General features: G+C 46.3%; 14 protein-coding genes. 8 read left to right on the forward strand and 6 right to left on the reverse strand.

The features are described from left to right. The first annotated feature begins 395 nt into the window (after positions 1–395). Positions 396–1,985, forward strand: a complete 1,590-nt coding sequence (locus tag Q1A86_RS00005; protein ID WP_299801536.1) for a GMC family oxidoreductase — start codon at positions 396–398, stop codon at positions 1,983–1,985. A 164-nt stretch (positions 1,986–2,149) separates the two neighbouring features. Here Q1A86_RS00005 and Q1A86_RS00010 read toward each other — a convergent pair whose 3' ends face one another. Together Q1A86_RS00010 and Q1A86_RS00015 are read right to left on the reverse strand one after the other, a co-directional pair. Then, a complete protein-coding gene (locus Q1A86_RS00010) occupies positions 2,150–2,602 on the reverse strand; it encodes a TIGR02444 family protein (protein ID WP_299801537.1) in 453 nt (150 codons plus the stop codon). Between the two features lie 139 nt (positions 2,603–2,741). Then, entirely contained in the window at positions 2,742–4,652 is a 1,911-nt protein-coding gene (locus tag Q1A86_RS00015; RefSeq protein WP_299801539.1) for an ABC transporter ATP-binding protein, read from the reverse strand. A 149-nt stretch (positions 4,653–4,801) separates the two neighbouring features. Between Q1A86_RS00015 and Q1A86_RS00020 the strand changes: the two genes are divergently transcribed. The 3 genes from Q1A86_RS00020 to dbpA all read left to right on the forward strand — a co-directional run bounded on the left by Q1A86_RS00020 (position 4,802) and on the right by dbpA (position 7,562). Beyond that, positions 4,802–5,011 carry a YheV family putative zinc ribbon protein gene (locus Q1A86_RS00020; protein ID WP_299801540.1) on the forward strand — a complete coding sequence of 70 codons (210 nt, stop codon included), beginning with the start codon at positions 4,802–4,804 and terminating at the stop codon, positions 5,009–5,011. A 149-nt stretch (positions 5,012–5,160) separates the two neighbouring features. Then, positions 5,161–5,841, forward strand: coding sequence for a DUF3313 domain-containing protein (locus tag Q1A86_RS00025; protein WP_299801541.1), 681 nt, complete (start codon positions 5,161–5,163; stop codon positions 5,839–5,841). 311 nt (positions 5,842–6,152) lie between these two features. Further along, complete coding sequence (gene dbpA, locus Q1A86_RS00030) at positions 6,153–7,562, forward strand: ATP-dependent RNA helicase DbpA (RefSeq protein ID WP_299801542.1); 1,410 nt, start codon at positions 6,153–6,155, stop codon at positions 7,560–7,562. A 494-nt stretch (positions 7,563–8,056) separates the two neighbouring features. Here the strand turns inward: dbpA and Q1A86_RS00035 are convergent, their stop codons facing one another. After that, positions 8,057–9,568, reverse strand: a complete 1,512-nt coding sequence (locus Q1A86_RS00035) for a DEAD/DEAH box helicase (RefSeq protein WP_299801544.1) — start codon at positions 9,566–9,568, stop codon at positions 8,057–8,059. A 394-nt stretch (positions 9,569–9,962) separates the two neighbouring features. On the opposite strand from Q1A86_RS00035, the gene Q1A86_RS00040 reads away from it, so the two are divergent. From Q1A86_RS00040 to cydC, 4 genes are all read left to right on the forward strand, one after another. Then, the gene (locus Q1A86_RS00040; protein ID WP_299801546.1) at positions 9,963–10,163 is read left to right on the forward strand and encodes a DUF3565 domain-containing protein; all 201 of its coding nucleotides are present in this window, start codon (positions 9,963–9,965) and stop codon (positions 10,161–10,163) included. Positions 10,164–10,368: 205 nt separating this feature from the next. After that, a complete protein-coding gene (locus Q1A86_RS00045) occupies positions 10,369–10,710 on the forward strand; it encodes a DUF3622 domain-containing protein (RefSeq protein ID WP_299801547.1) in 342 nt (113 codons plus the stop codon). A 353-nt stretch (positions 10,711–11,063) separates the two neighbouring features. Further along, a complete protein-coding gene (gene cydD / locus Q1A86_RS00050; protein ID WP_299801548.1) occupies positions 11,064–12,929 on the forward strand; it encodes a cysteine/glutathione ABC transporter permease/ATP-binding protein CydD in 1,866 nt (621 codons plus the stop codon). Further along, on the forward strand, positions 12,929–14,668 hold the full coding sequence (gene cydC, locus Q1A86_RS00055) for a cysteine/glutathione ABC transporter ATP-binding protein/permease CydC (protein WP_299801549.1): 1,740 nt from the start codon (positions 12,929–12,931) through the stop codon (positions 14,666–14,668). The genes cydD and cydC overlap by 1 nt, the downstream gene beginning before the upstream one ends. A 96-nt stretch (positions 14,669–14,764) precedes the next feature. Here cydC and Q1A86_RS00060 read toward each other — a convergent pair whose 3' ends face one another. The 3 genes from Q1A86_RS00060 to putA form a co-directional block, all read right to left on the reverse strand. Beyond that, on the reverse strand, positions 14,765–16,645 hold the full coding sequence (locus tag Q1A86_RS00060; protein ID WP_299801550.1) for a methyl-accepting chemotaxis protein: 1,881 nt from the start codon (positions 16,643–16,645) through the stop codon (positions 14,765–14,767). Between the two features lie 272 nt (positions 16,646–16,917). Next, positions 16,918–18,798, reverse strand: a complete 1,881-nt coding sequence (locus Q1A86_RS00065; protein WP_299801551.1) for a methyl-accepting chemotaxis protein — start codon at positions 18,796–18,798, stop codon at positions 16,918–16,920. Between the two features lie 355 nt (positions 18,799–19,153). After that, on the reverse strand, positions 19,154–22,348 hold the full coding sequence (putA, locus tag Q1A86_RS00070) for a bifunctional proline dehydrogenase/L-glutamate gamma-semialdehyde dehydrogenase PutA (protein ID WP_299801554.1): 3,195 nt from the start codon (positions 22,346–22,348) through the stop codon (positions 19,154–19,156). Positions 22,349–22,879: the final 531 nt, after the last annotated feature.

Consider the following 22,879-nt stretch of genomic DNA (forward strand, 5'->3'; position numbering starts at 1 on the left):
GGATATGAAGTGATGCGATGAGTTAATAGCTATTGTAGCCCTGAGCATTGGAGTCAATTGGGACTAACAGCATTACGTGCATTACGCTAAGCCCACGTTCCTTGAAAATATGAAGTCTTGAGGATATGAAGTGATGCGATGAGTTAATAGCTATTGTAGCCCTGAGCATTGGAGTCAATTGGGACTAACAGCATTACGCTAAGCCCACGTTCCTTGAAAATATGAAGTCTTGAGGATATGAAGTGATGAGTTAATGACTATTGTAGCCGCGAGCATTGGAGTCAATTGGGACCAACAGCATTATGCTAAGCCCACGTTTCTTGAAAATATGAAGTCTTGAGGATATGAAGTGATGTTGCTAATTAACACTCATCTAGAGAGTAAGGAAATCGTTTATGGCCATTGAAGATCCTATTGTAACCGGGCTCGATTCCGGTTGGGCTCATATTAATGCATCCAAGCTCAGTGAAAATCAAACCTTAGAGGCCGATGTGGTGATTATTGGCAGCGGCGCAGGTGGCGGCGTTGCGGCAGAAATTCTTACCGAGGCGGGTCTGTCGGTGATCATCATTGAGGGGGGGCAACTCAAGTCATCGAAAGACTTTGTGATGGAGGAGCGAGTCGCCTATCCAGACCTCTACCAGCAAGCCGCAGGAATGAAGACCAGCGATAAGGCGATCGGTATTTTTCAGGGGCGCGCCGTAGGAGGCTCCACTACAGTCAACTGGACCACTTCGATTCGTACTCCAGAACCGGCATTGGATTATTGGGCCGCAACCAAATCGGTAACGGGTCTGTCTCGCACCGAACTCGACCCTTGGTTCGAAAAGATGGAGCAACGACTTAATATCAGTGAGTGGGCCTACGATCCTAACCGTAATAATCAAGCCTTAAAGCAAGGCTGTGAGAAATTAGGCTGGGATTACACTGTGATTAAGCGTAACGTCAAAGGTTGTTGGAATACGGGGTATTGCGGTATGGGCTGCCCGGTGAATGCCAAACAATCTATGTTAGTTACCACCATTCCCGCAGCGCTAGAGCGTGGTGCCACACTGGTAAGTCAAGCCCAAGTCATTAAGCTTGAGCATCATAATGACAAGATTTTTGCGGCTAAGGCTCAAGCCGTTGATAAAAACATGAAACCATTACCGATTGAGGTGATGTTTAAAGCAAAGCATTACATATTGGCCGCTGGCGCGATTCATACACCGACGATTATGTTGCGTTCTAAGCTACCCGACCCTCATGAAATTATTGGTAAGCGTACTTTCTTACATCCCACACTTTTGAGCGGCGCGGTGTTTAGCGATCCGATCAATGGTCACAGCGGGGCGCCTCAGTCTATCTATTCTGATGAGTTTGTCTGGCAAGATGGCGCCGACGGAGAGCTAGGCTACAAGCTTGAAGTCCCACCTATTCATCCAATTTTGATCGCCTCTAAAACCCTTGGCTATGGCAAGAGCCATGCACAGTTGATGGAGAAGTTTAACCAATTGCAGGTCACCATAGCGTTAGTCAGAGACGGTTATCATGAGAATAGCCAGGGGGGGCAGGTCAAGCTGACAGACCATGGCTTCACCCTAGATTATCCGCTTACCGATGCGTTTTGGCGTGCGGCGCGGCGAGCCTATGCCAGCATGGCAGAGTTGCAGTTTGCGGCAGGGGCGCAGCAAGTGTTGCCAATCAGTGAGGGAATGCCGTACCTGTCGAGCTGGAGCGAGGCCAAAAAGGTGATTAGTGAAATGGATCTGGCACCGCTTAAAACCGTAGTGGCATCGGCCCATGTGATGGGCGGTTGCCCATTTGGTGAAGACCCTAAGCTATCTATGGTGAACAGCTTTGGTGAATCGCACTATTTCGATAATTTATCTGTAATGGATGGCTCGATATTCCCAACCAGCTTAGGCGCAAATCCGCAGTTGTCTATCTATGGGATCACCGCGAGAAATGCGACTCGGTTAGCCGAGAGGCTTAAGCCCAGCTAAGTACTTTTGTTAAGGGCTTAAACTCAGTTAATGACTTAAGCTCAGTTAAAGACTGTAATGAAAGACTTCAGTTAAGGACTTTAGCTCAGTATAAACGCTGTCTTTTATAGAGAACGTCATAACGAGAAAAGCGAGCCATAGGCTCGCTTTTTTATTGGGGGAGATCAGTTCATTAACGATGAGAACCTATGGCTCTGCAAGTTAAATAGGCCTAGATAATAGCCTAGATTATCGTAATGACGAGTACTTGCTTGCTCTTCTAGCGACATCAGTTCTAACGCATTTAAAATCATCGCTTGAGATTTACGCTCCAGCATTAGCTCTAAATCTAACATCTGTCGATATTCATCAATTTCAAGGCAGGCTTTACTTTGGCGTCTTAGCTGCCTGTAGGGCAGTAACAGTTTTTCTTCCCAATGGCGTGTGTCTTGCTGTAGCTGGCGCCATTGTGGCTTGGGGAGTAAATAGTGATGCTTATCGAGCCAAAGGGCTAATAGCAGCAAATTAACATTGAGCTGGTGGTCATCTTGTAACTGTAAGCACAGACTCTGATGTTGCATGTAGAGAGTGTCGCAATCACTCCATAAACTGAGAGATAAACGGCTAGACAATGTCATTGGACGAACCTTATGGTTATCGTTTCATTCTTAATTGGTATAAAACATGGTAACAAAAAGGGGAGCCACGCTCCCCTTTTGTCTGATTCAGCCAAAACTTAGGCTTAAGCTCAAACTCAAACTCAAACTGAAATCTAATCTAGGCTTCGGCGCGAACGCTTTGCTCAATGGTCTCTATCTCTTCTTGGATTTCCAGCCATTCCATTTCACTCTCCTCTAACCCTTGGGTTAGCGTGGTACGCTCGGCGAGCACCTGAGTGAGTTTTGCCTTGTTATCGGCATCATAAAGGCTAGTATCGGCTAGCATATCTTCCAGCTCTTTTAAGCGCTCGTTAGCTTTATGCTGCTCTTTTTCAAGTTTAGTCTGCACCTTCTTAAGCGGTGACAACTTCTGTCTCAGCTCTGCTTCTAAGCGTTTCTGTAGCTTCTTGTCTTGAACTGGCTTGCTTGTCTCGCTCTCTTCCTCTTTGCCAGCGGTTTTTGCCGCGTCGAGTAACCACTGATGGTAATCATCTAAGTCACCATCGAAGCTTTTGACTTCACCTTGGTCGACAAGGTAATAGTCACTACAGCTTAATCGTAATAAATGCCTATCGTGCGAGACGATAATCATTGCACCTTCAAAGGTTTGCAATGCCATAGTCAAGGCGTGACGCATTTCTAAGTCTAAGTGGTTGGTTGGCTCATCGAGTAGCAATAGGTTAGGGCGTTGCCACACGAGTAGCGCCAGTACCAAGCGGGCCTTTTCACCACCAGAGAAGGGACGAACAGGCGCCAATGCCATATCGCCGTTAAAACCATAACCACCTAAGAAGTTACGCAGCTCCTGCTCTTTAGCATTAGGAGCAAGGCGAACTAGGTGTTGCATCGGCGAGTCATCTAAACTTAAAAACTCCAGCTGATGCTGAGCAAAATAACCGATATTTAAGCCAGGGTTAGTTTCATACTGACCTTTCATCGGTGAGAGCTCACCTGAAAGCAATTTAACTAAGGTCGACTTACCCGCACCGTTGCGGCCTAGTAAACCAATACGAGCCCCGGGTACAAGGTTAAGATGAACCTTCTTAAGGATCTCAGTTTCACCGTAACCGATAGAGACTTGCTCCATAGTCACTAGCGGATTTGGTAGGGCTTCAGGCTCTCTAAATGCCATATGGAAAGGACTGTCGGCTTGTGACGGCAGCAACTCGGTCATGCGTTCTAGCGCTTTCAATCGGCTCTGAGCCTGCTTCGCCTTACTGGCTTTATAACGGAAACGGTCGACAAAGGATTGCATATGGGCACGCTCTTTCTGCTGTCGCTCAAATGCCACCTGCTGCTGGGCCATGCGTTCGGCACGAACACGCTCAAAAGAGGTGTAGTTACCCTTGTAGTAGTTTAGTTTATGGTTCTCGACATGAACGATCTCGTCGACGATACCATCGATAAAGTCACGGTCGTGACTGATCAGAATAAGCGTGCCTTGATAGGCTTTAATCCAACCCTCTAGCCAATACATGGTATCTAAGTCTAAGTGGTTGGTGGGCTCATCGAGTAGCAGTAGATCTGAGCGGCATAATAGTGCTTGGGCCAAGTTGAGGCGCATACGCCAACCACCCGAGAAGCTCTTAACTGGATTGCTTTGCTCTTGTTCGCTAAAACCTAGGCCAGCTAATAGGCTTGCCGCCCTAGAGTGAATCGCGTAGCCGCCGATGGCATCGATTTGCCCGTGTAAAAGGGCAATTTTATGGCCGTCATCGGCCTCTTGGGCTCCATGCAGTTGCGCTTCTAGATCCCGATATTCGGCGTCCCCATCAATCACATATTCAACGGCAGAAACCTCAAGAGCCGGAGTCTCCTGCGCCACTGTCGCAATCTGCCAGCCACTAGGCATGCTGAACTCGCCTTTATCTAGGCTGATCTTGCCCATAATCAGTGCAAGGAGTGACGATTTACCGCTACCGTTGGCGCCGACTAGCCCGACTTTGTGGCCCGGATAGACGGTTAGCGAAGTGTCATCGAGCAAGGTTTTCGAGCCACGAATGAGTTGAGCTTGAGTGATGGTGATCATTGAAGTCGGCTTAAAGTCAGAGAGCAAATATTGGGGACAGATAATAGCTTAGAACCCATGGTTACTTCTATGGTGGATCCTAGAAAAGTACGGTCATGGCGCAGCTTTTATGGCAAAATGTTAGCGATATATGGACTGGAAGTAAAATCATGACTATAACGACTAAAAAAGTGAAGAAACGTTTCGTGGCTGGCGCCAAGTGCCCTAAGTGTCAGGCTAAAGAGTCTATTGTGCTATTTAAAGAAAACGGCATCGAGACGGTTGAGTGTGTCGACTGTGATTATCGTGAGCAACAAACCGAAGAGAAAGTGACTAAGAAGGCTACAGGCGCTGTGATAGGTGTATTTAATCCGGATTAACCTTTAGGAGGCATTAGAGGGGATTTTCCCACACAGATTGCTCGTGTGTACAGTTGTGTATTCTTGTGTTTATTTTGTCTAAGCTAGTGTAAACTCGCTGCCCTGTGTGCCAACAAAATGTTGGCGTGAGCTAACTTAGGTAAATGGCAATGACAATAATACGCATGTGTGCGCTAGGGATGAGTCTTCTTTTAACGGGCTGTGGCGTTATTCACGATTATAAACAATCGCAGATGTTCAGCTCCTTCGATGACTTTCGTCCTGGGCCCGATGGGGGCAGTGATCTCATTTGGGCTCAGCCTAGAATAAAAAGCCTGCAGGACCTCAAACAAATCCTCAATGAATATGACAAGATCATTGTCGATCAAGCTTGGTTAGTGCTTGACGATAAGACTCGCTACGACAATCTCGATGAGCAAGAGATTATTCAAGTGTCGCAATATCTGGTGAGTAAGATTAAAGACAAAGCAAGGCAGCGTTTTGAATTAGTCACTGAACCCGATGACAACACCCTCAGAGTCAGTGTCGCCCTCACTAATATCGAAACTCCTAATCCAATCTTAGCGGTTACCAGCAGTATACTACCGGTAGGGCTCGGTATTTCCAGTATCTCAAAGATAGTGACGGGTGAGCATACCAATGTGGGCAGCGCGACCATAGAGTTGATGATTAGCGATGCCAGCACAGGTCAGCCTATCGTGGCCGTAATAGACAGAAAAGCGGGCAGTAAAGACTTAAGCACCATGATTGATTCAACCGATGATGCAAAGGATGCCATCGATTGGTGGGTAGAACGCCTAGGCAAGACCTTACGCGATGAGAGTTTGTAAGGGGTTGCTTGTAACCGAAGTTTTTGGGATGCAGGCATAGGTACACCTAAGCGTCGAGGCGAGTTAATTTGTCATAGCAAGTGATATTTAGCGGTTATTACCCATTCGATATGCTGCAACTAAAAGAATAACTGCTACAATAGCGCGCTATAATTTATAGCGATAGAAAACGACAACCTTGCTCCTGCCATTTTGGAGCCTTGTCACCATGATTTTATCACTGCCAAGCGCGATTTGATGAGCCTTAGTAAGGTATCGAGTCTTAGAGGGTAAACCGCCCTAATGAGCAGTGAATACTTAGGAAAGATACTTTGACTCAAACAGTCCCCAATACCGATGGCCAAGCGCCGTTTTCAAGTCTTAACCTTAAGACTGAATTACTCGATAACCTAAAAACCATGGGTTATGAGTCGATGACCCCTATTCAAGCGCAAAGTTTGCCAGCGATCCTTAATGGCGAAGATGTGATTGGCCAAGGTAAAACCGGTTCGGGTAAGACTGCTGCGTTCGGTTTGGGCTTATTGCACAAGTTGGACGTTAAGCGTTTTCGCATTCAATCTCTTGTTTTATGCCCAACACGAGAGCTTGCCGATCAGGTAGCGAAAGAGATCCGCACTTTAGCGCGTGGCATTCATAACATTAAGGTTCTGACCCTCTGTGGCGGTGTGCCTATGGGGCCACAGATTGGTTCACTAGAACACGGCGCGCATATCATTGTCGGTACGCCGGGCCGTATTATCGATCACTTAGATCGCGGTCGCTTAGATCTTGAAAACGTCCATACCTTAGTGCTTGATGAAGCCGACCGTATGTTAGAGATGGGTTTCCAAGTCGAGCTTGAAGGGATCATGGAGCGCATGCCAATAGAGCGTCAGACATTACTATTCAGTGCCACGTTCCCTGAGCAGATCCAGTCGATTGCCGATAAGATCATGTTCAAGCCTGTTTTAGTCAAAGTGGCTTCGACTCATGCAACCAGTACTATTGAGCAACACTTCTATGAAGTGGGCAATAACAACGATCGCATGCGTGCGCTTAAGTTATTGCTGCTGCAATACCGCCCTGAGAGCGCAGTGGTGTTTTGTAACACTAAGCGTGAAACCAAAGATGTTGCAGCGCAGCTGAAGAACGACGGTTTTAGCGTTGTAGCCTTACATGGCGATCTTGAGCAACGCGACCGTGATCAAACCTTATTGCAGTTTGCCAATAAGAGTGTGTCTATCATGGTGGCGACAGATGTTGCAGCTCGTGGTCTTGATATCGATGCATTAGACGCGGTTATTAACTATCACGTTGCTTACGACACTGAAGTACACATTCACCGTATTGGCCGTACAGGCCGTGCGGGCAGTAAAGGCTCTGCGCATACCTTCTATAATGACGAAGATGGCTACAAGATTGCGCTACTCGAAGATTATCTAGAGCGTGATATCGTTAATGAAGCGCTACCATCAGAGAACCTGTTAGATACCTTCCCAGTACAACCTGTGATGATCACCTTGCAAATTGATGGTGGTAAAAAGCAGAAGTTACGTCCTGGCGATATTCTTGGTGCGCTAACGGGCGAGAACGGTATTGAAGGTAGCGAAGTGGGTAAGATTAAGATTACGGATATGCGCTCTTATGTTGCGGTTAACCGTAAAGTGGCTAAAAAGGCACTACATAAAATTACTAACGGCAAGCTAAAAGGCCGTTCATATCGTGCCTGGGAAATGCGTTAAGCGCATTTTCTTCATTATTAGAGTGAGTCTGTATCTGATTAACTCCAATAATGACAACGATAAGCCACAAAAAAAGCAGCGTATCAACGCTGCTTTTTTTGTGCCTGGAGCACTTATGCCAATAACTCTATTTATAAGAGATATGGATGGTTAGCTTTGGTAGTTGTGCCGAGAGCACTTATGCCAAGAGCTCTATTTATAAGAGATATGGATGGATAGTTTTGGTAGTTGTGCCTAGAGCACTTATGCCAAGAGCTCTATTTATAAGAGACATGGATGGTTAGTTTTGGTAGTTGTGCCGGGAGCACTTATGCCAAGAGCTCTATTTATAAGAGATATGGATGGTTAGTTTTGGTAGTTGTGCCGGGAGCACTTATGCCAAGAGCTCTATTTATAAGAGATAGGATGGATAGTTTTGATAGCAGTGCCTAGATCGCTGATATCAAGGTCAGTTGAGACCTTGATATCTAATCGATATTCAATGAGTAGCTATTTTAGCTTGGCTTATTTGCACTGCGGTTAGCATTCGGGCGACGTTGGCCTGATGGCTTACCTTGAGTTGAAGCTGAGTTGCCATTAGCAGCATTAGGTCTGCGTGGACGTCTAGGCTTACTTGGTTGTGCATTGGCATTTGGCTGGTGGCCACGAGCCATTTCGCCGCTACGTTGACCATCTTTGTGCTCGACTTTAGCCCCGGTGTTTTCAGCATTACCTTGGCGACGTGGGTTAGGTGACTTATTGCTAGCACCGCCCGAGTTAGCGCCTTTATTTGGGCTACGTGAGCGACCATTGCCACGACCTTGGTTACCAGCATTACGCGGACCTCTGTTTTGGCCGTGAGACTTACCCGTTAGGTCTGTTTCAGGTAGGTGATAAGTTGGTTCAAACCCTTCAATCACGCGGCGTTCTAAGTTTTGCTTAATCAATAACTCAATGTCGCGCAACAGTTTAATTTCTTCATCACCAACGAGTGATACCGCATGACCCGATGCGCCAGCACGACCAGTACGGCCGATACGATGCACGTAATCCTCAGGCACGTTTGGCAAGTCGAAGTTAACCACTTGTGGTAGCTGGTCGATATCTAGGCCGCGCGCGGCAATATCGGTTGCCACAAGTACGCGTACAGCACCGCTCTTAAAGTCTGCTAAGGCTTTGGTTCTTGCGCCTTGGCTCTTGTTACCGTGAATCGCGGCGGCGGTAATATCTTTTGCTTCAAGGTTTTTAGCCAAGCGGTTTGCGCCGTGCTTAGTACGGCTAAATACCAATACCTGCTTCCAGTTATTCTGCTTGATAAGCTTAACTAAGACGGCCGCTTTTTGACCCTTATCCACAGGACAGATCCATTGCTGAACCGTATTGGCTGTTGCGTTACGTGGCGTCACAGAAATTTCGACTGGGTTATTGACCAAGCCCTTAGCGAGCTTACGAATGTCATCAGAGAAGGTGGCTGAGAACATTAGGTTCTGACGCTTCGCAGGTAAAATCGCTAAGATTTTTTTGATGTCATGAATGAAGCCCATGTCTAACATGCGATCGGCTTCATCAAGCACAAGTACTTCAAGCTGGCTAAAGCTCAATGCACGTTGATTATAAAGATCGAGAAGGCGGCCTGGGGTCGCGACAAGAATATCGACGCCGCGGTTAAGTTTAGTGATCTGTGGACCAATACCGACACCACCAAATACAACTGCCGATTTTAGCGGTAAATTCTTACCGTAAGTTTCAACGCTTTCACCTACCTGAGCCGCTAACTCACGAGTTGGTGTTAACACTAATGCGCGCACCTGTTTAGCCGGGGCTTTGGTCCCTTTTGAAAGCAGCTCTAGCAATGGCAGGGTAAAGCCTGCTGTTTTACCTGTACCTGTTTGCGCAGCGGCCATCACGTCTTTCCCTTCCAATACGGCAGGAATTGCTTGTGCCTGGATCGGTGAAGGAGTGTCATAACCTTTATTGGCAACGGCTTTCAAAATTTGGGCTGATAGGCCCAGTGAGGCAAAACTCATAGATAGGTCTCATTTCGGCTGCGAAATAGGCGTTAAAGTGCGACTGGCAGCGGTTTCAGGGGGCCTGCAGATGCTGGCGGCCGTGCAGCTTACAGGATCTGCCTAAAAAGCGCTAATTATTAAACAATCAGCAGCTAAATAATCAGCTTAGCCTGTAAATTGTTTTTGCTGTTAATGAGTATGGCACTATATAGGGTTGAGGTTGGCCGTATTGATAACTGTTACGCGTTGAAATCGACTAATTTTGAAAAAAAATATCGATTGTGTGATTTTTGGGCAATTAAAAGATGTTGTATCAGCGCCGCATGTGTTAATCTCGCGCCCCTGAAAGTTCATCTACCGATTTTTACCAGCAAAATCTAGGTAAGGATTATACCTAATTCGGCGGTTTGTCATGCTGCAGCCTATCGTGAGTTATCATCAAGATGATGAAGATCATTGGGTTGCCACTTTGTCTTGCGGTCATACTCAGCACGTACGCCATCGTCCTCCTTGGGAGCGACGAGATTGGGTGATTCACCGAGAAGGCAGAGATGCCATGCTTGGTTATAAACTGAATTGTAAGCTGTGTGAATTAGTGTCGGCAATGAAGTAAAACGCATGGCAATGTAAGGTGAGCATTAGCTCTGCGGTTTAGCAACAGAATTATGAACGTGAGAGTGATGCTTAGGGTGTTGGTCTTGCGTATTGATTGAGCTTAGCTATAACTATATCGGATTGGCTTTCCTCTTATGGAGTCGTCTCAGGTGCGTAGTCTACTTGGCTCAAGTATTAGAATTATTGTTAGGAAAAAAAGTAACATGACACAAACTAAGAAGTATGATTTTCGCGTAGTAGCAGATGGCGCAACTTGGACCGGTCAGATCACTCGTCGTCAAACGGCACGAAAGATCGTGGTATCTAAAGCTAAGAAAGGTTTTGCCACAGAAGCAGAAGCGCAAGCTTGGGGTGAGACTGAGCTTAAATCATTCTTAGAGAACTTAATTAAGCGTAACGAGCGTAAGGCTAAGGCACGTGAAGAGCGTAACGAAGCGGCTGATGCTAAAGAATTAGCAGCTGATGCATGGCGCAGTGCGCGTCCAAGCAAAGAGTCTAGCTTTGATGAAGATAACCTAGATTATGAGTCTGACTCAGAAGGTTAATCTTGATCAGCAAGTCTAATTTGTTTTAGCGATAGCTAAATAAATTGAGAAACCGCAGTAAGCCTAGCTTAGTGCGGTTTTTTTATGTCTACGATTTGTTGAGCTGTTTGTTTAATAAACCGTGATTTATTGATCTAGCTCAATTTTTGTGAGTCCGATAACATTTACTGCACTGATGTTTTATTCTGCGATAAATGCCTGCGATACTGCGGCAATATTGAGATGTATTCTCGTTTTTGCGTTTTCAAATTTTGAACTTAAGCCCAGTATAAAAGTCTTTAAAAGGGCGATATTTCAATTCGCAAAGATGCCTAGCATCGACTTACCTCCCACAGCCATTAGTCTGGAAGAACATGGATAAAACAGTAGAGAAAAAGCTTACTAAGTGGCTTAAACAGCAGAAAAAGGCCTGTGGCTTCTATCTGAATTTGTCGGTTTTTTTCGGTGTGTTAACCGGACTAAGTTTGATGTGCCAAGCCTGGCTTATCGCGACGGTTCTGCAAGGTATTATTATTGATGAGTTACCTAAGAGTGATTTCATTAATCACTTCTGGGCGCTGCTAGCGCTCACGGTTGTTCGTGGCGTGCTGGCTTTTGCTCGTGAACGCGCCAGTTTTCAGGCTGGAGCAAGACTTCGTGTGCAGATGCGCGGTGCGGTGCTCGATAAGTTAGCCTTGCTTGGTCCCGCTTTTATCAAAGGAAAACCCGCCGGTAGCTGGGCCAGTATCGTGCTGGAGCAAGTGGAAGATCTGCAAGATTTCTACGCTCGTTACCTGCCACAAGTGGTACTTGCGGGCTTCATTCCTTTAATTATTTTGGTCGCGGTATTTCCAATAAACTGGGCTGCGGGCCTTATTCTGTTGGCTACCGCTCCACTTATTCCTATGTTTATGATCTTGGTTGGTATGGGGGCTGCTGATGCCAATCGTAAGAATTTCAGCGCGTTATCACGTTTAAGTGGCCATTTCATGGACCGGCTCAAAGGTCTGTCTACTCTGAAGTTATTCTATCAGGGCGAGAAAGAAGCCAGAGTTATCCGCAAGGCGTCGGAAGAGTTTCGTGAGCGCACCATGGCGGTGTTGCGGATGGCGTTTCTAAGCTCTGCGGTACTCGAGTTTTTCGCGGCGGTATCGATAGCGGTACTCGCTGTCTACTTCGGCTTTAGCTACTTACACCACCTCGACTTTGGTCATTATGGCGTTTCAATCAGTTTGTTTACTGGTTTGTTTGTGTTGATCTTAGCGCCCGAGTTTTATCAGCCTCTTAGAGATATGGGCACTCATTATCATGCCAAAGCGCAGGCGATTGGCGCAGCACAAGAGTTAATGGCGCTGCTTGATCACCCAACAGAGCAATACGGCGGTGATAAACAAGTTAACGGTGCAGTGGATATCGAGGCTAGAGACGTATCTGTGTATAGCCTCGATGGCAGTCTGTTATTGGGGCCTGTCAGTTTCCAAGTAAAGGCTAATGAGCATGTCGCGATAGTTGGTCCTAGTGGCGCAGGCAAAACCAGTTTACTTAACGCCTTGCTGGGCTTCTTGCCTTACAAGGGACAACTTAAGATTGCGGGTACTGAGCTAAGCGAGTTATCGCTCGCGGATTGGCGTCAGCATTTGGCTTGGCTTGGCCAAGAACCACAGCTTTTCCATGGCACCTTGCGCGATAATATCGCCATGGGGCGAACCCTATCGGATGACGCAATTTTTAAATTGTTAGAGAAGGCACAGATCTTAGACTTTGTTGAGCAGCAACCTCAAGGACTCGATTACCCGATTGGTGAGCAAACGGCTGGATTGTCAGTGGGGCAGGCGCAGCGGATCGCTTTGGCTCGGGCACTGGCTCTACAGACGCAGCTATTCATTCTCGATGAACCGACAGCGAGTTTAGATAGTTTGAGCGAGCAGGCGGTACAAACCACCTTAATGGCTGCGATGCAGGGCAAGGCCTGTGTGATGGTTACCCATAGATTAGAGAATCTGAGCGCCATGGATAAAGTCTTAGTGATGGATAAGGGCGTGATAGTGCAGCAGGGGAAATATGATGAGCTTGCCTCAAAGCCCGGCACCTTTAAACAGATGCTTGAGGAGGCCTCTAGTGTGAGTGAGTTTGATATTGACCTTGAACTCAGTCTTGAACTAGACACTCAAGCAACTGAAGCAACTGAAGCAACTGAAGCTGCGCCTAGACAGCAAACTCAAGGCGAGGGAGATAAGTAATGAGAGCACTATTTCCTTATATTAAACGCTTTAAAAGCCAATGGTTTATGATGTTTATCGGCCTGTTTTTAAGCGTAACAACTTTGATGGCCGGGATCGGACTATTATCGCTATCGGGTTGGTTTTTGTCGGCGGCAGCTGTTGCCGGTTTGACGGTGGCTACAGCGCAAACATTTAACTATTTCTCTCCAGCAGGGGGCGTTCGCTTCTTATCGATAGTGCGAACTGCCAGTCGTTACGGCGAGCGTTTGGCGACCCACGAGGCAACCTTTAGCCTGCTGACGGACCTGCGTTGCTGGGTCTGGAATAAGTTACTGCCGCTGAGCGCCAAAAATTTACAAGGGGTGCGCCAAGGCGATCTACTTAACCGCTTAGTCGCCGATATTGATACCTTAGATCATCTGTATCTGCGTTTAATCACGCCGTTAGCGGCCTCATTATTGATGATGCTGGCGCTGTACTTTTTTGTGGGGCATTTCGATCCAGAACTGGCCCGCACCTTATGCAGTCTGCTGTTAGCGGTTTGGCTATTACTGCCTACGACCTTTTACTTTCTTGGCCGTAAACCGGGTATTGCTCAGCTAGAGAGCAAACGACAGTTAAGAGTTCAGCTATTGGAGTACCTGCAAGGTCAGGCCGAGCTGACTCTGTTTGGCGCACAAAAGGCCTATAGAGACAGGCTTAATCAGGCGCAGAGCGTGATGATTAATAGCCAAAATGCCATGAATCGTGTAACGGCACTGAGCCAAGCTTGCTTGATTTTGTGTCATGGCTTTGCCGTGCTGCTGATGCTGTATTTGGCGGCAACCGGTGTAGGCAGTGCGGTGCCTCCGGGGCCAAGACTGGCCATGATAGTCTTCTTAACTATGGCGACAATCGAGATGATGATGCCACTCGCTGGTGCCTTCCAACATCTGTCGGCCTGTAGTTCTGCAGCGACACGACTCAATGAGGTCGTGGAGCAGAGCCCAAGCGTTACTTTCGCTCAGCAAGCAAGTGTAGAGATAACTTGCGGTAATGTCGCATTTAACCAAGTCACCTTCGGTTATGTGCAAAATCAAACTGTGCTAAAGGAACTCAACCTTGAGATCCCTGCGGGGAAAAAGGTCGCCCTGCTAGGGCAAACAGGCTGTGGTAAGTCGAGCCTATTGTCACTTCTAACCCGAGAGTGGTTGCCAAAACAAGGGCTTATTACTATCGACGGTCATGATGTGGCGGACTATACCGAGCAGCAACTGCGCCAAGCTATGTCTGTAGTGAGTCAGCGGATCTACCTTTTCAGCGGTAGCTTGCGCGATAACTTAGCTTTAGCCATCGAGGGAGCGACTCGTAAGGATGATGAAAAGCTGATAGCTGTGCTACAAAAGGTGGGTTTAGACAGCTTATTGCAGGGGGACAAGCCCCTAGATACTTGGATAGGTGAGGGCGGTCGACAACTCTCAGGTGGTGAGCAGCGCCGGATCGGTGTGGCAAGGGTATTGCTCAGAGATGCGCCTATTTTGCTTCTTGATGAGCCAACCGAGGGCCTAGATAAGCGCACAGAGCGTGAAATCCTGCGTCTGCTGTTCGAGTTCGCCGAGGGCAAGACTATGCTGATGATCAGCCACCGTTTAACAGCCATGAATAAGATGGATACTATTCACGTGATGGAGCAAGGCGTGATTCGTGCAAGTGGTTGTCATGGTGAGCTACTCGAGCAAGATGCTTACTATAGCAGTCTGCACCAGAGATTAAGTTAGTACTGGTAAAACGATTAGCAGTAATCGAGTTGTCGGCATGAATCAAAAAGCCCTGTCAGTGACAGGGCTTTTTTATGTTCCACTTGGTTACGGAAACTAAATCTTAAAACGAGACACTCGTTCACTTAAGCCACTCGAAGTCTGTAGCATCTGCACCGCATTGTCACTCACCTCTTGAGTTTGCGATGACAATTGATGCGATGTATCGCTAATCGCTTGAGTGTTACGGCTGATGTCCTCTGAAACGGCGCGTTGTTCTTCTGCGGCGCTGGCGATTTGGATTGCCATATCGGAGATCTCGGTGATTGAATTGGTAATGCTCTCTAGGCTCAGCTTGGCTTGGTTAGCAAACTCGACACTGTTGTGGGCAATATCAGTGCTCGAAGCCATAGACGCTACCGCTTTCTGACTGTTCTGCTGCAAGGTGGCGATCATGGCGCGGATCTCTTCGGTAGAGTCTTGAGTGCGGTGACTCAGTACACGTACCTCATCGGCAACCACGGCAAAGCCTCGACCTTGTTCTCCTGCGCGCGCAGCTTCAATGGCGGCGTTAAGAGCAAGCAAGTTGGTTTGCTCGGCAATTGCTTGAATGGTTGAGAGGATCTGGTTGATCTCGGTAGCGTTCTCTTCGAGTGCAGAAACTACCTTAGATGCATCACCAAGTTGCTCCGATAAAAGCTCGATAGAATCGCTACTCTTAACGATAACTTGGTTACCCTCAACGCAAGCTTGGGTCGATACATGAGCTGCATTGGCTGTCATCTCGGCATGATTGGCGACTTCGCTGGCGGTTGCTGACATTTCATGGATGGCGGTGGCGATTTGATCCACATCTTGATGTTGGCCATTGACCCCATCACTGGCTTTAGTGGCAATGTCTGCAGACTCATGGATCTGCTTGATCAACTGCTCGGTATCATCGGAAATCGCCTTAATCATCAGCTGTAGGCTGGCTAGGAAACGGTTCATATGGCGTTCGAGCTGACCAATTTCATCTTCTCTATTGGCCGCAAAGCGTTGGGTTAGGTCTCCATCGCCTTTCGATAGGGTCTCAATCGCAAGACTAAGTTGCTGCAGTGGCTTAAACAGGTAGCTTACGGCGACTGAAGCTATCAACAAAATGATGATGGCTAATATTGTGACTGCAAACAGTGATTGTTGGATTTGCTGTTCTATCGCCTGATAGGCGAGGCTCTTGTCTTCGACTAAGCCTAAGGTCCAATTTGTGCCCTTAAGCGGCGTTAAACGGATCAGCTTTTGTTCGCCATCTTGCCACTCTATCGTATCAATTTCACCGCTATTACGCAGGGACTGAATCATCGACTGAGTCAATTGTTGCGATAAACGTTTAGCGTCTTGCTGAGCATAGCTCCTATCTCTGAAGGCTAGGATCTTATTATTTTCATCGAGTAGGAAAGCAAAACCTGAGTTGGTGATATTGAGATTGTCGATCTGCTCCGTGATATAGGCAATGCTTAAGTCAGCAGCTAACACCCCAGATACTAGGCCGTTAAAGCGCTTAGCTAAGGTCACAACGGTATCGCCAGAGATATCGACGTATGGCCTTGTGGTGATGATCTCGTGGCTATTGTAGGCATCTCGGTACCAAGGTCGGCTTCGTCCATCGAAATCGACTGGGATCTCAACGGTTTTGTCGCCAGAGATCACCTGACCGCTTTCTAGTCCCATATAAAGATTAATGAAGCCGCCAGCATGAATGCTGAGTTCGAGCTCTTTAGCATTGTCTAGGCCATTCTTTAAAGGGGCTTCATTAGCACTTATAATACGCTTCTTATCTGCTAACCAACTGAAAATGTTATTACTCACCGCCTCGGCTTGGAGTGAAAAACGGGTCGCGATAGCATTCTCGGTTTGTAGGTTTAGTTGCTTAGTTGCGATAAGGGCTAGAGTTGCTGTTATCGTGACGATAACGAGCAACACGGCAAGTTGTATCTTGTGCTTAATTGTAAGAGTCATTTTTATATTATTGACTGACGAGTCAATAACCTAGAGCGGTTATAGCTGTCAGTTCTGCAAGGTCTTGTTGAGAGTGGGCGGATTATAATTGAAGATATTTAATTGAGCATTTGAATCATTTCGTCTGTGAGAGATCCATCTCAAATTATTAATAAGTTACATCAAAATTATTGATGATATTTTAACAAGCTGCGGGCTTGATGATGTAAAAGTATAGGTTAACAAAAAGCCCTGTTTAAACAGGGCTTCTTAGTCGATTACAGTCTGACAGTTTAGATCTTAAAGCGTGAGACCCGATCGCTTAATTCACTTGAGGTTTGTAACATCATCTGTGCGTTGTCACTGACCTCTTGCGTTTGGTGCGATAGCTGATTAGACGTATCACTGATCGCCTGTGTGTTACGGCTGATATCTTCAGATACAGCCCGTTGCTCTTCAGCTGCGCTAGCAATTTGGGTGGCCATATCAGAAATCTCAGTAATCGAGTCGGTGATCCGTTCTAGACTCTCCTTTGCCTGATTGGCAAACACAACACTAGATTTAGCAATATCCGTACTTGATGCCATTGAAGACACTGCTTGCTGACTGTTTTGCTGCAATGTTGCGATCATGGAGCGGATCTCTTCAGTAGAGTCTTGAGTGCGATGACTCAGTACACGTACCTCATCGGCAACCACGGCAAAGCCTCGACCTTGTTCTCCTGCGCGCGCAGCTTCAATGGCGGCGTTAAGAGCAAGCAAGTTGGTTTGCTCGGCAATTGCCTGAATGGTTGAGAGGATCTGGTTGATCTCTGTGGCATTTTCTTCGAGTGCAGAAACCACTTTTGAGGCATCACCAAGTTGCTGTGATAGTTGCTCAATCGAATCGCTGCTCTTCACTATCACCTCATTACCTTCTACGCAGGCTTGGGTTGATACTTGAGCCGCGCTGGCTGTCATCTCGGCATGATTAGCGACTTCGCTTGCGGTGGCTGACATTTCGTGGATTGCCGTTGCAATTTGATCTACGTCTTGATGTTGACCGTTAACTCCGTCACTGGCTTTAGCAGCAATATCTGAAGATTCGTTGATCTGCTTGATTAACTGTTCGGTATCACTAGAGATCGCTCTAACCATCAGCTGTAGACTTTCTAGGAAGCGGTTCATATGGCTCTCTAGTTGGCCAATTTCGTCTTGCGTTCTTGCTGCAAAACGTTGAGTTAGATCCCCATCGCCTTTAGATAAGGTTTCAATCGCATCAGATAGTTGCTGCAACGGTTTAAACATGTGGTTAACGATAAAAGAAGCGATAATCAAGATGATAAACGCAAGTATGACGACAACAATAAGCTTGTTGATGACTTGTTCTTCGATCGCTTGATAAGCTAAATTTTTATCCTCAACTAAACCTAAGGTCCAGTTTGTTCCTTTCAGTTTGGTCAATCGCAGAATCTTTTCACTGCCATCTTGCCATTCAATCGTGGTGATTTCGCCTAGATTACGTATTGATTCAATATTGGAGGGGGTCAATGTCTGAGCAAGACGATTCGCATCTTTTTGAGCATAGCCAGTGTCTCGGTAAGCAAGGACCTTGTTATTTTCATCTAGTAAGAAAGCAAAACCGGCGTTATCGATCTGCAGGTTATTAATTTGCTCGGTAATATAGCCGATGCTTAGATCGGCAGCCAGAACACCATTCATCGCGCCATTAAAACGTTGGGCAAGTGTCACCACGGCAGCGCCAGTAATATCAATATAGGGCGGCGTGATAATCATAGACGAGCTGCTATAGGCTTGCTGATACCACGGACGAGTAAGTGGGTCATAATCTTCAGGCCAAGGCTGGCTCTTATCACCAGAGATTATATCGCCAGTATCAAAACCTGCGTATACATCGATAAAGCCACCGCTATGGATCGATAGCCATAATTCTCTATCACTGTCTAGACCGCGTTTAATGCGTGACTCGTTAGCCTTAACGATGCGCTTCTTATCTTCTAACCAGCTGAAAATGTTGTTACTTACTGACTCGGCTTGTAGGTTGAACCGAGTTGAAATCGCCATTTCAGTATCATGAGTAAGTTGAAGAGTCGACAGCGTGGCCAGCGTGGTGCTAATGGCAAGAATTGTCATTAACACGGCTAGTTGAATTTTGTGTTTTATGGTTAGATTCATTTTATATACCACTAATAAAATCAGTTTTAATTAGTTGCTTAGGCTGAAAAATAATAAAAGAGTAGAGCAAAAGAGAGATTTAAAATCAGCAGGATTATAGAGCAATTATTTTAACCAAGTATATCAATAATGTAATAATTGAGAGAGTTATCTCAAATAATATACAATTACCTAACCTGTTGTTAATTAAAAGTCTAATACACTTGTTTAGTCATGTGAATAACGCGCTTAGCATGACTTTAATACTGAGGCATTTTCCTATGACGACAGAATAAAAAGGCCGACTACATAAGTAATCGGCCTGTTTTGCTAGAGCTTTAGCTGCTCAAGCAATTTATCTCAAGCTTTAGCGTCTTTAGTCTTCGCTATCACCTAAAGACAGTAGAGTCGCATTCCCACCAATAGCTGTAATATTGTTGGTGTGTGTTTTTTCAGTAATAAAGCGCGTTAGGTAGTGTGGACCGCCAGCTTTAGGACCTGTGCCTGATAGGCCTTGGCCACCGAAAGGTTGTACACCAACGACTGCACCAATCTGATTACGATTGATATAGACGTTACCTGCTCTCACTCTATCGGCGAGTTTGAGAGCGTGGCCTTCATTACGGCTGTGGATCCCTAAGGTCAGACCAAAGTTCGTTGAGTTAATCTCGGCGATCACCTTATCAAGCTCTGAAGACTTGTAACGGATGACATGCAAAATTGGGCCGAAATGCTCTTTTTCCAACATTTTAATCGAGTCGATTTCTACCGCCGTTGGCGCAACATAGTAACCATTTTTAGTGCTTTCAGGCAGTTCTACTTGTTTGAGTAGCTTGCCCACTTGCTTAATATGATCAATATGCGCATTCAAGTTAGCAGCCGCCGCAGCATCGATTACAGGACCAACATCGGTTTTCACTGAGTTTGGATTACCAATGGTCAGCTCTTCCATTGCGCCTTTCATTACGTCGAGTACGCGATCGGCTATGTCATCTTGTAAGAACAGGACTCGTAACGCAGAGCAACGCTGGCCAGCACTCGTGAAAGAAGAGGAGACTACATCATTAACGACCTGCTCTGGTTGTGATGTTGAATCGACCACCATGGCATTCTGCCCGCCAGTTTCGGCGATGAGTGGAATAATCGCACCTTCACGCATGGCTAGTGTGCGGTTAATCAGCTTCGCTGTACCAGTTGAACCAGTAAAGCAAACGCCACCAATGCGCTCATCTGAAGTAATCGCCGCGCCGACTGTAGCACCAGTACCTGGCAGAAATTGCAGTACGTCTTTCGGAATTCCAGCTTCATGTGCAAGCTGAGTCGCTCTGTATCCAACAATCGATGTTTGTTCTGCCGGTTTTGCGATGACGGTATTACCTACCGCTAGAGCGGCGGTCACTTGGCCTAAGAAGATGGCTAATGGGAAGTTCCATGGGCTAATACAGACAAAAATGCCTCGGCCGTGTAGGTATAATTCATTCAGCTCACCTGTTGGGCCAGGGAGCAGTTCAGGTTTCGCCATCATCTTTTTCGCCTGAACGGCGTAATAACGACAAAAATCTACGGCTTCACGCACTTCATCGATGCCGTCTTGTATGCTCTTACCAGCTTCTCGTGTACATAGCACGATGAGTTCTTCGCGGTTTTCTTCCAGTAAGTCTGCCAGTTTTTGTAGTGCATTGGCGCGCACTTCAACTGGGGTGGCATTCCAGCGCGGGAATGCTGCATCGGCACTCGATAGGGCTTGTTCAATGGCTTGATTGTTGGCAAAAGCAATTTTACCGACCACTAAATTGGTATCGAATGGACTCACCACCTCTTTGGTTTCACCAGTTAAGGTTTCACCGTTAATTAACGGGCCAGCAGACCAAGTGGTGTCTTTAAATTTGTCGAGTGCAGCAAAAAAAGGCGCAGATTCAGAGATAATGTTCATGTTCATTCCCTTGGAGTTTTTACGTTCAGCTCCGAATATATCTTCAGGCATGACGATCTTATTATTAGCCAGGGTTTTATAACCCTTAAGTGTTGTCAAAGGGTGTACCACTAACGACTCAATAGGGGTCTTAGGATCAACAAGTTTGTGTACAAATGAGGTGTTAGCGCCATTTTCAAGTAGACGGCGAACTAGGTAAGGTAAGAGATCTTTATGTGCACCAACGGGAGCGTAGATCCGCACATTTTTAACGCCGCCTTCAGCTAAAAGTGTGTCATAGAGTTCTTCTCCCATGCCGTGTAGACGTTGGAATTCATACTCTCGATCGCCAGCCATGTCCGTTATGCTGGCAACGGTTTGTGCGTTATGGCTAGCAAACTGCGGGTAAATCGCACCGCGAGTTGCGTCGGAAAGCAAGTATCGTGCACAGGCAAGATATGAAACATCGGTACCAGCTTTGCGTGTATAAAGTGGGTAACCAGCTTCACCGTTTTCTTGAGACCATTTTAGTTCACTGTCCCAATATGCCCCTTTTACTAGGCGCAGTGGGATTTCATCACCTTGATCTTTCGACAGGCGAGTTAACCAGCATAGTACCGGTAGAGCGCGCTTTGAATAGGCCTGAACAACAATACCTAACAGGCCCCAGCCTTTTGCGGCATCCGAGTTATATAGCTGCTGGAATAGCTTGAGAGAAAGCTCAAGTCTGTCCATCTCTTCTGCATCAATTGAAATGCCCACATTAAGGCTGCGAGCTTGCTTGATAAGCAGAATTAGGGTGTCATATAGCTCGGTGAGCGTTCTGTCTTCATTGGCGACTTCATAACGAGGGTGCAATGCAGAGAGTTTGATTGAGATAGTTGGGCGAGGCGCTTCGCTGGTGTCATATTCTTGATCACCTAGAGCTGCAATTGCGCTTGAGTAATCCTCGAAGTATTTTTGTGCATCTTTTTTCGTGAGTGCAGCTTCACCTAACATGTCGTAGCTATGAGTGTAGCCAAGTTTACGTTTGTCGATACTGTTCTTAAGCGCTTCTTTTACGGTACGACCCAGTACAAACTGTTTACCCATGATCTTCATAGCAGCAAGCATGGATTGTCTTATGACAGGTTCGCCGACCTTATTGACTAAGCGGTTTAACAGGCTGCTTGGCTTGCCATCAATACTGTGGTCAAGCTTAACGATTTTACCCGTTAGCATTAAGCCCCAAGTTGAGGCATTCACTAAAATTGAATCACTCTTACTTAAGTGTTCATCCCATTTGGCACCAGACAGCTTATCTTCGATTAATGCATCGGCGGTGGCGGCATCAGGAATACGCAATAGCGCCTCAGCAAGACACATCAAAATAATGCCTTCTTGAGTCTCTAAACTATATTGCTGAAGGAAAGCGTCAACACCGACCATAAGGCCTTTTTTGTCGTATTGACGGACTTTATTAACTAGCTCGTGTGCTCGAGTTGTCACACGGTTGATCTCTTCATCACTTGAAGGAACTAGCTTTATCAAATCAGATAAATATTGTTCTTCATCGACAATGTAATTATCGCTGATCGCTTGGAACAGTTCGTTGAGATTAGCTGTATCATAATGACCAGCTAGAACTTCACTCGCTTTGAACATAGTAATCGCTTCCATCTGGGCCACAGGGGCCGATTGCTTGGGTAAGGTGTTACGATGAAACCTCTGTTGTTATTCTTTTGTATACAATCTAAGGCTTTCGCGGGGCCGATTATAACCATAAAATGTGATGGGTGACAATATTGACATATTTAGTGTGAACCGCGTTTGATTTTTTCAATGCTAAAGGTGCGCTAGCCCTTATGCTATAGGGGCTAGAGAAAGATTAAAAATAATACAGTGTTTTAATCGCTGCGGCTTTATATGCGGTTTCACTGAATTATTACCATTGAATTTTAGGCCTTTTAGATTTTGTGATGAAAACCAAGATGATACCTAATAGCCGCAGCTCTTTTGATTTACTTTGGGGGGATTTCGCCATCAGATCCCTGCAGAAACTTAGCTGTCATTTCTGCAGAATTGAGGCAATAAACAGGCCTGTGTACGGTTACCGCGGGCTCAATATCTGACTTGTTTTGAAGTTTTGATAGATTAACTAAGATGATGCCTAAAGCAGAATGCTATTGGCCAGTTAAAGCTTCTGTATGG

Source organism: uncultured Shewanella sp., from assembly GCF_947497935.1.
Classification (GTDB): domain Bacteria; phylum Pseudomonadota; class Gammaproteobacteria; order Enterobacterales; family Shewanellaceae; genus Shewanella.

Excerpts from the sequence above, each read along its gene's own strand:
- Q1A86_RS00025 (WP_299801541.1), top strand. The coding sequence starts at position 5,161 with ATGACAATAATACGCATGTGTGCGCTAGGGATGAGTCTTCTTTTAACG.
- Q1A86_RS00015 (WP_299801539.1), bottom strand. The coding sequence starts at position 4,652 with ATGATCACCATCACTCAAGCTCAACTCATTCGTGGCTCGAAAACCTTG.
- Q1A86_RS00020 (WP_299801540.1), top strand. The coding sequence starts at position 4,802 with ATGACTATAACGACTAAAAAAGTGAAGAAACGTTTCGTGGCTGGCGCC.
- cydD (WP_299801548.1), top strand. The coding sequence starts at position 11,064 with ATGGATAAAACAGTAGAGAAAAAGCTTACTAAGTGGCTTAAACAGCAG.
- Q1A86_RS00065 (WP_299801551.1), bottom strand. The coding sequence starts at position 18,798 with ATGAATCTAACCATAAAACACAAAATTCAACTAGCCGTGTTAATGACA.
- Q1A86_RS00060 (WP_299801550.1), bottom strand. The coding sequence starts at position 16,645 with ATGACTCTTACAATTAAGCACAAGATACAACTTGCCGTGTTGCTCGTT.
- putA (WP_299801554.1), bottom strand. The coding sequence starts at position 22,348 with ATGGAAGCGATTACTATGTTCAAAGCGAGTGAAGTTCTAGCTGGTCAT.
- cydC (WP_299801549.1), top strand. The coding sequence starts at position 12,929 with ATGAGAGCACTATTTCCTTATATTAAACGCTTTAAAAGCCAATGGTTT.
- Q1A86_RS00045 (WP_299801547.1), top strand. The coding sequence starts at position 10,369 with ATGACACAAACTAAGAAGTATGATTTTCGCGTAGTAGCAGATGGCGCA.
- Q1A86_RS00035 (WP_299801544.1), bottom strand. The coding sequence starts at position 9,568 with ATGAGTTTTGCCTCACTGGGCCTATCAGCCCAAATTTTGAAAGCCGTT.
- Q1A86_RS00010 (WP_299801537.1), bottom strand. The coding sequence starts at position 2,602 with ATGACATTGTCTAGCCGTTTATCTCTCAGTTTATGGAGTGATTGCGAC.
- Q1A86_RS00005 (WP_299801536.1), top strand. The coding sequence starts at position 396 with ATGGCCATTGAAGATCCTATTGTAACCGGGCTCGATTCCGGTTGGGCT.
- Q1A86_RS00040 (WP_299801546.1), top strand. The coding sequence starts at position 9,963 with ATGCTGCAGCCTATCGTGAGTTATCATCAAGATGATGAAGATCATTGG.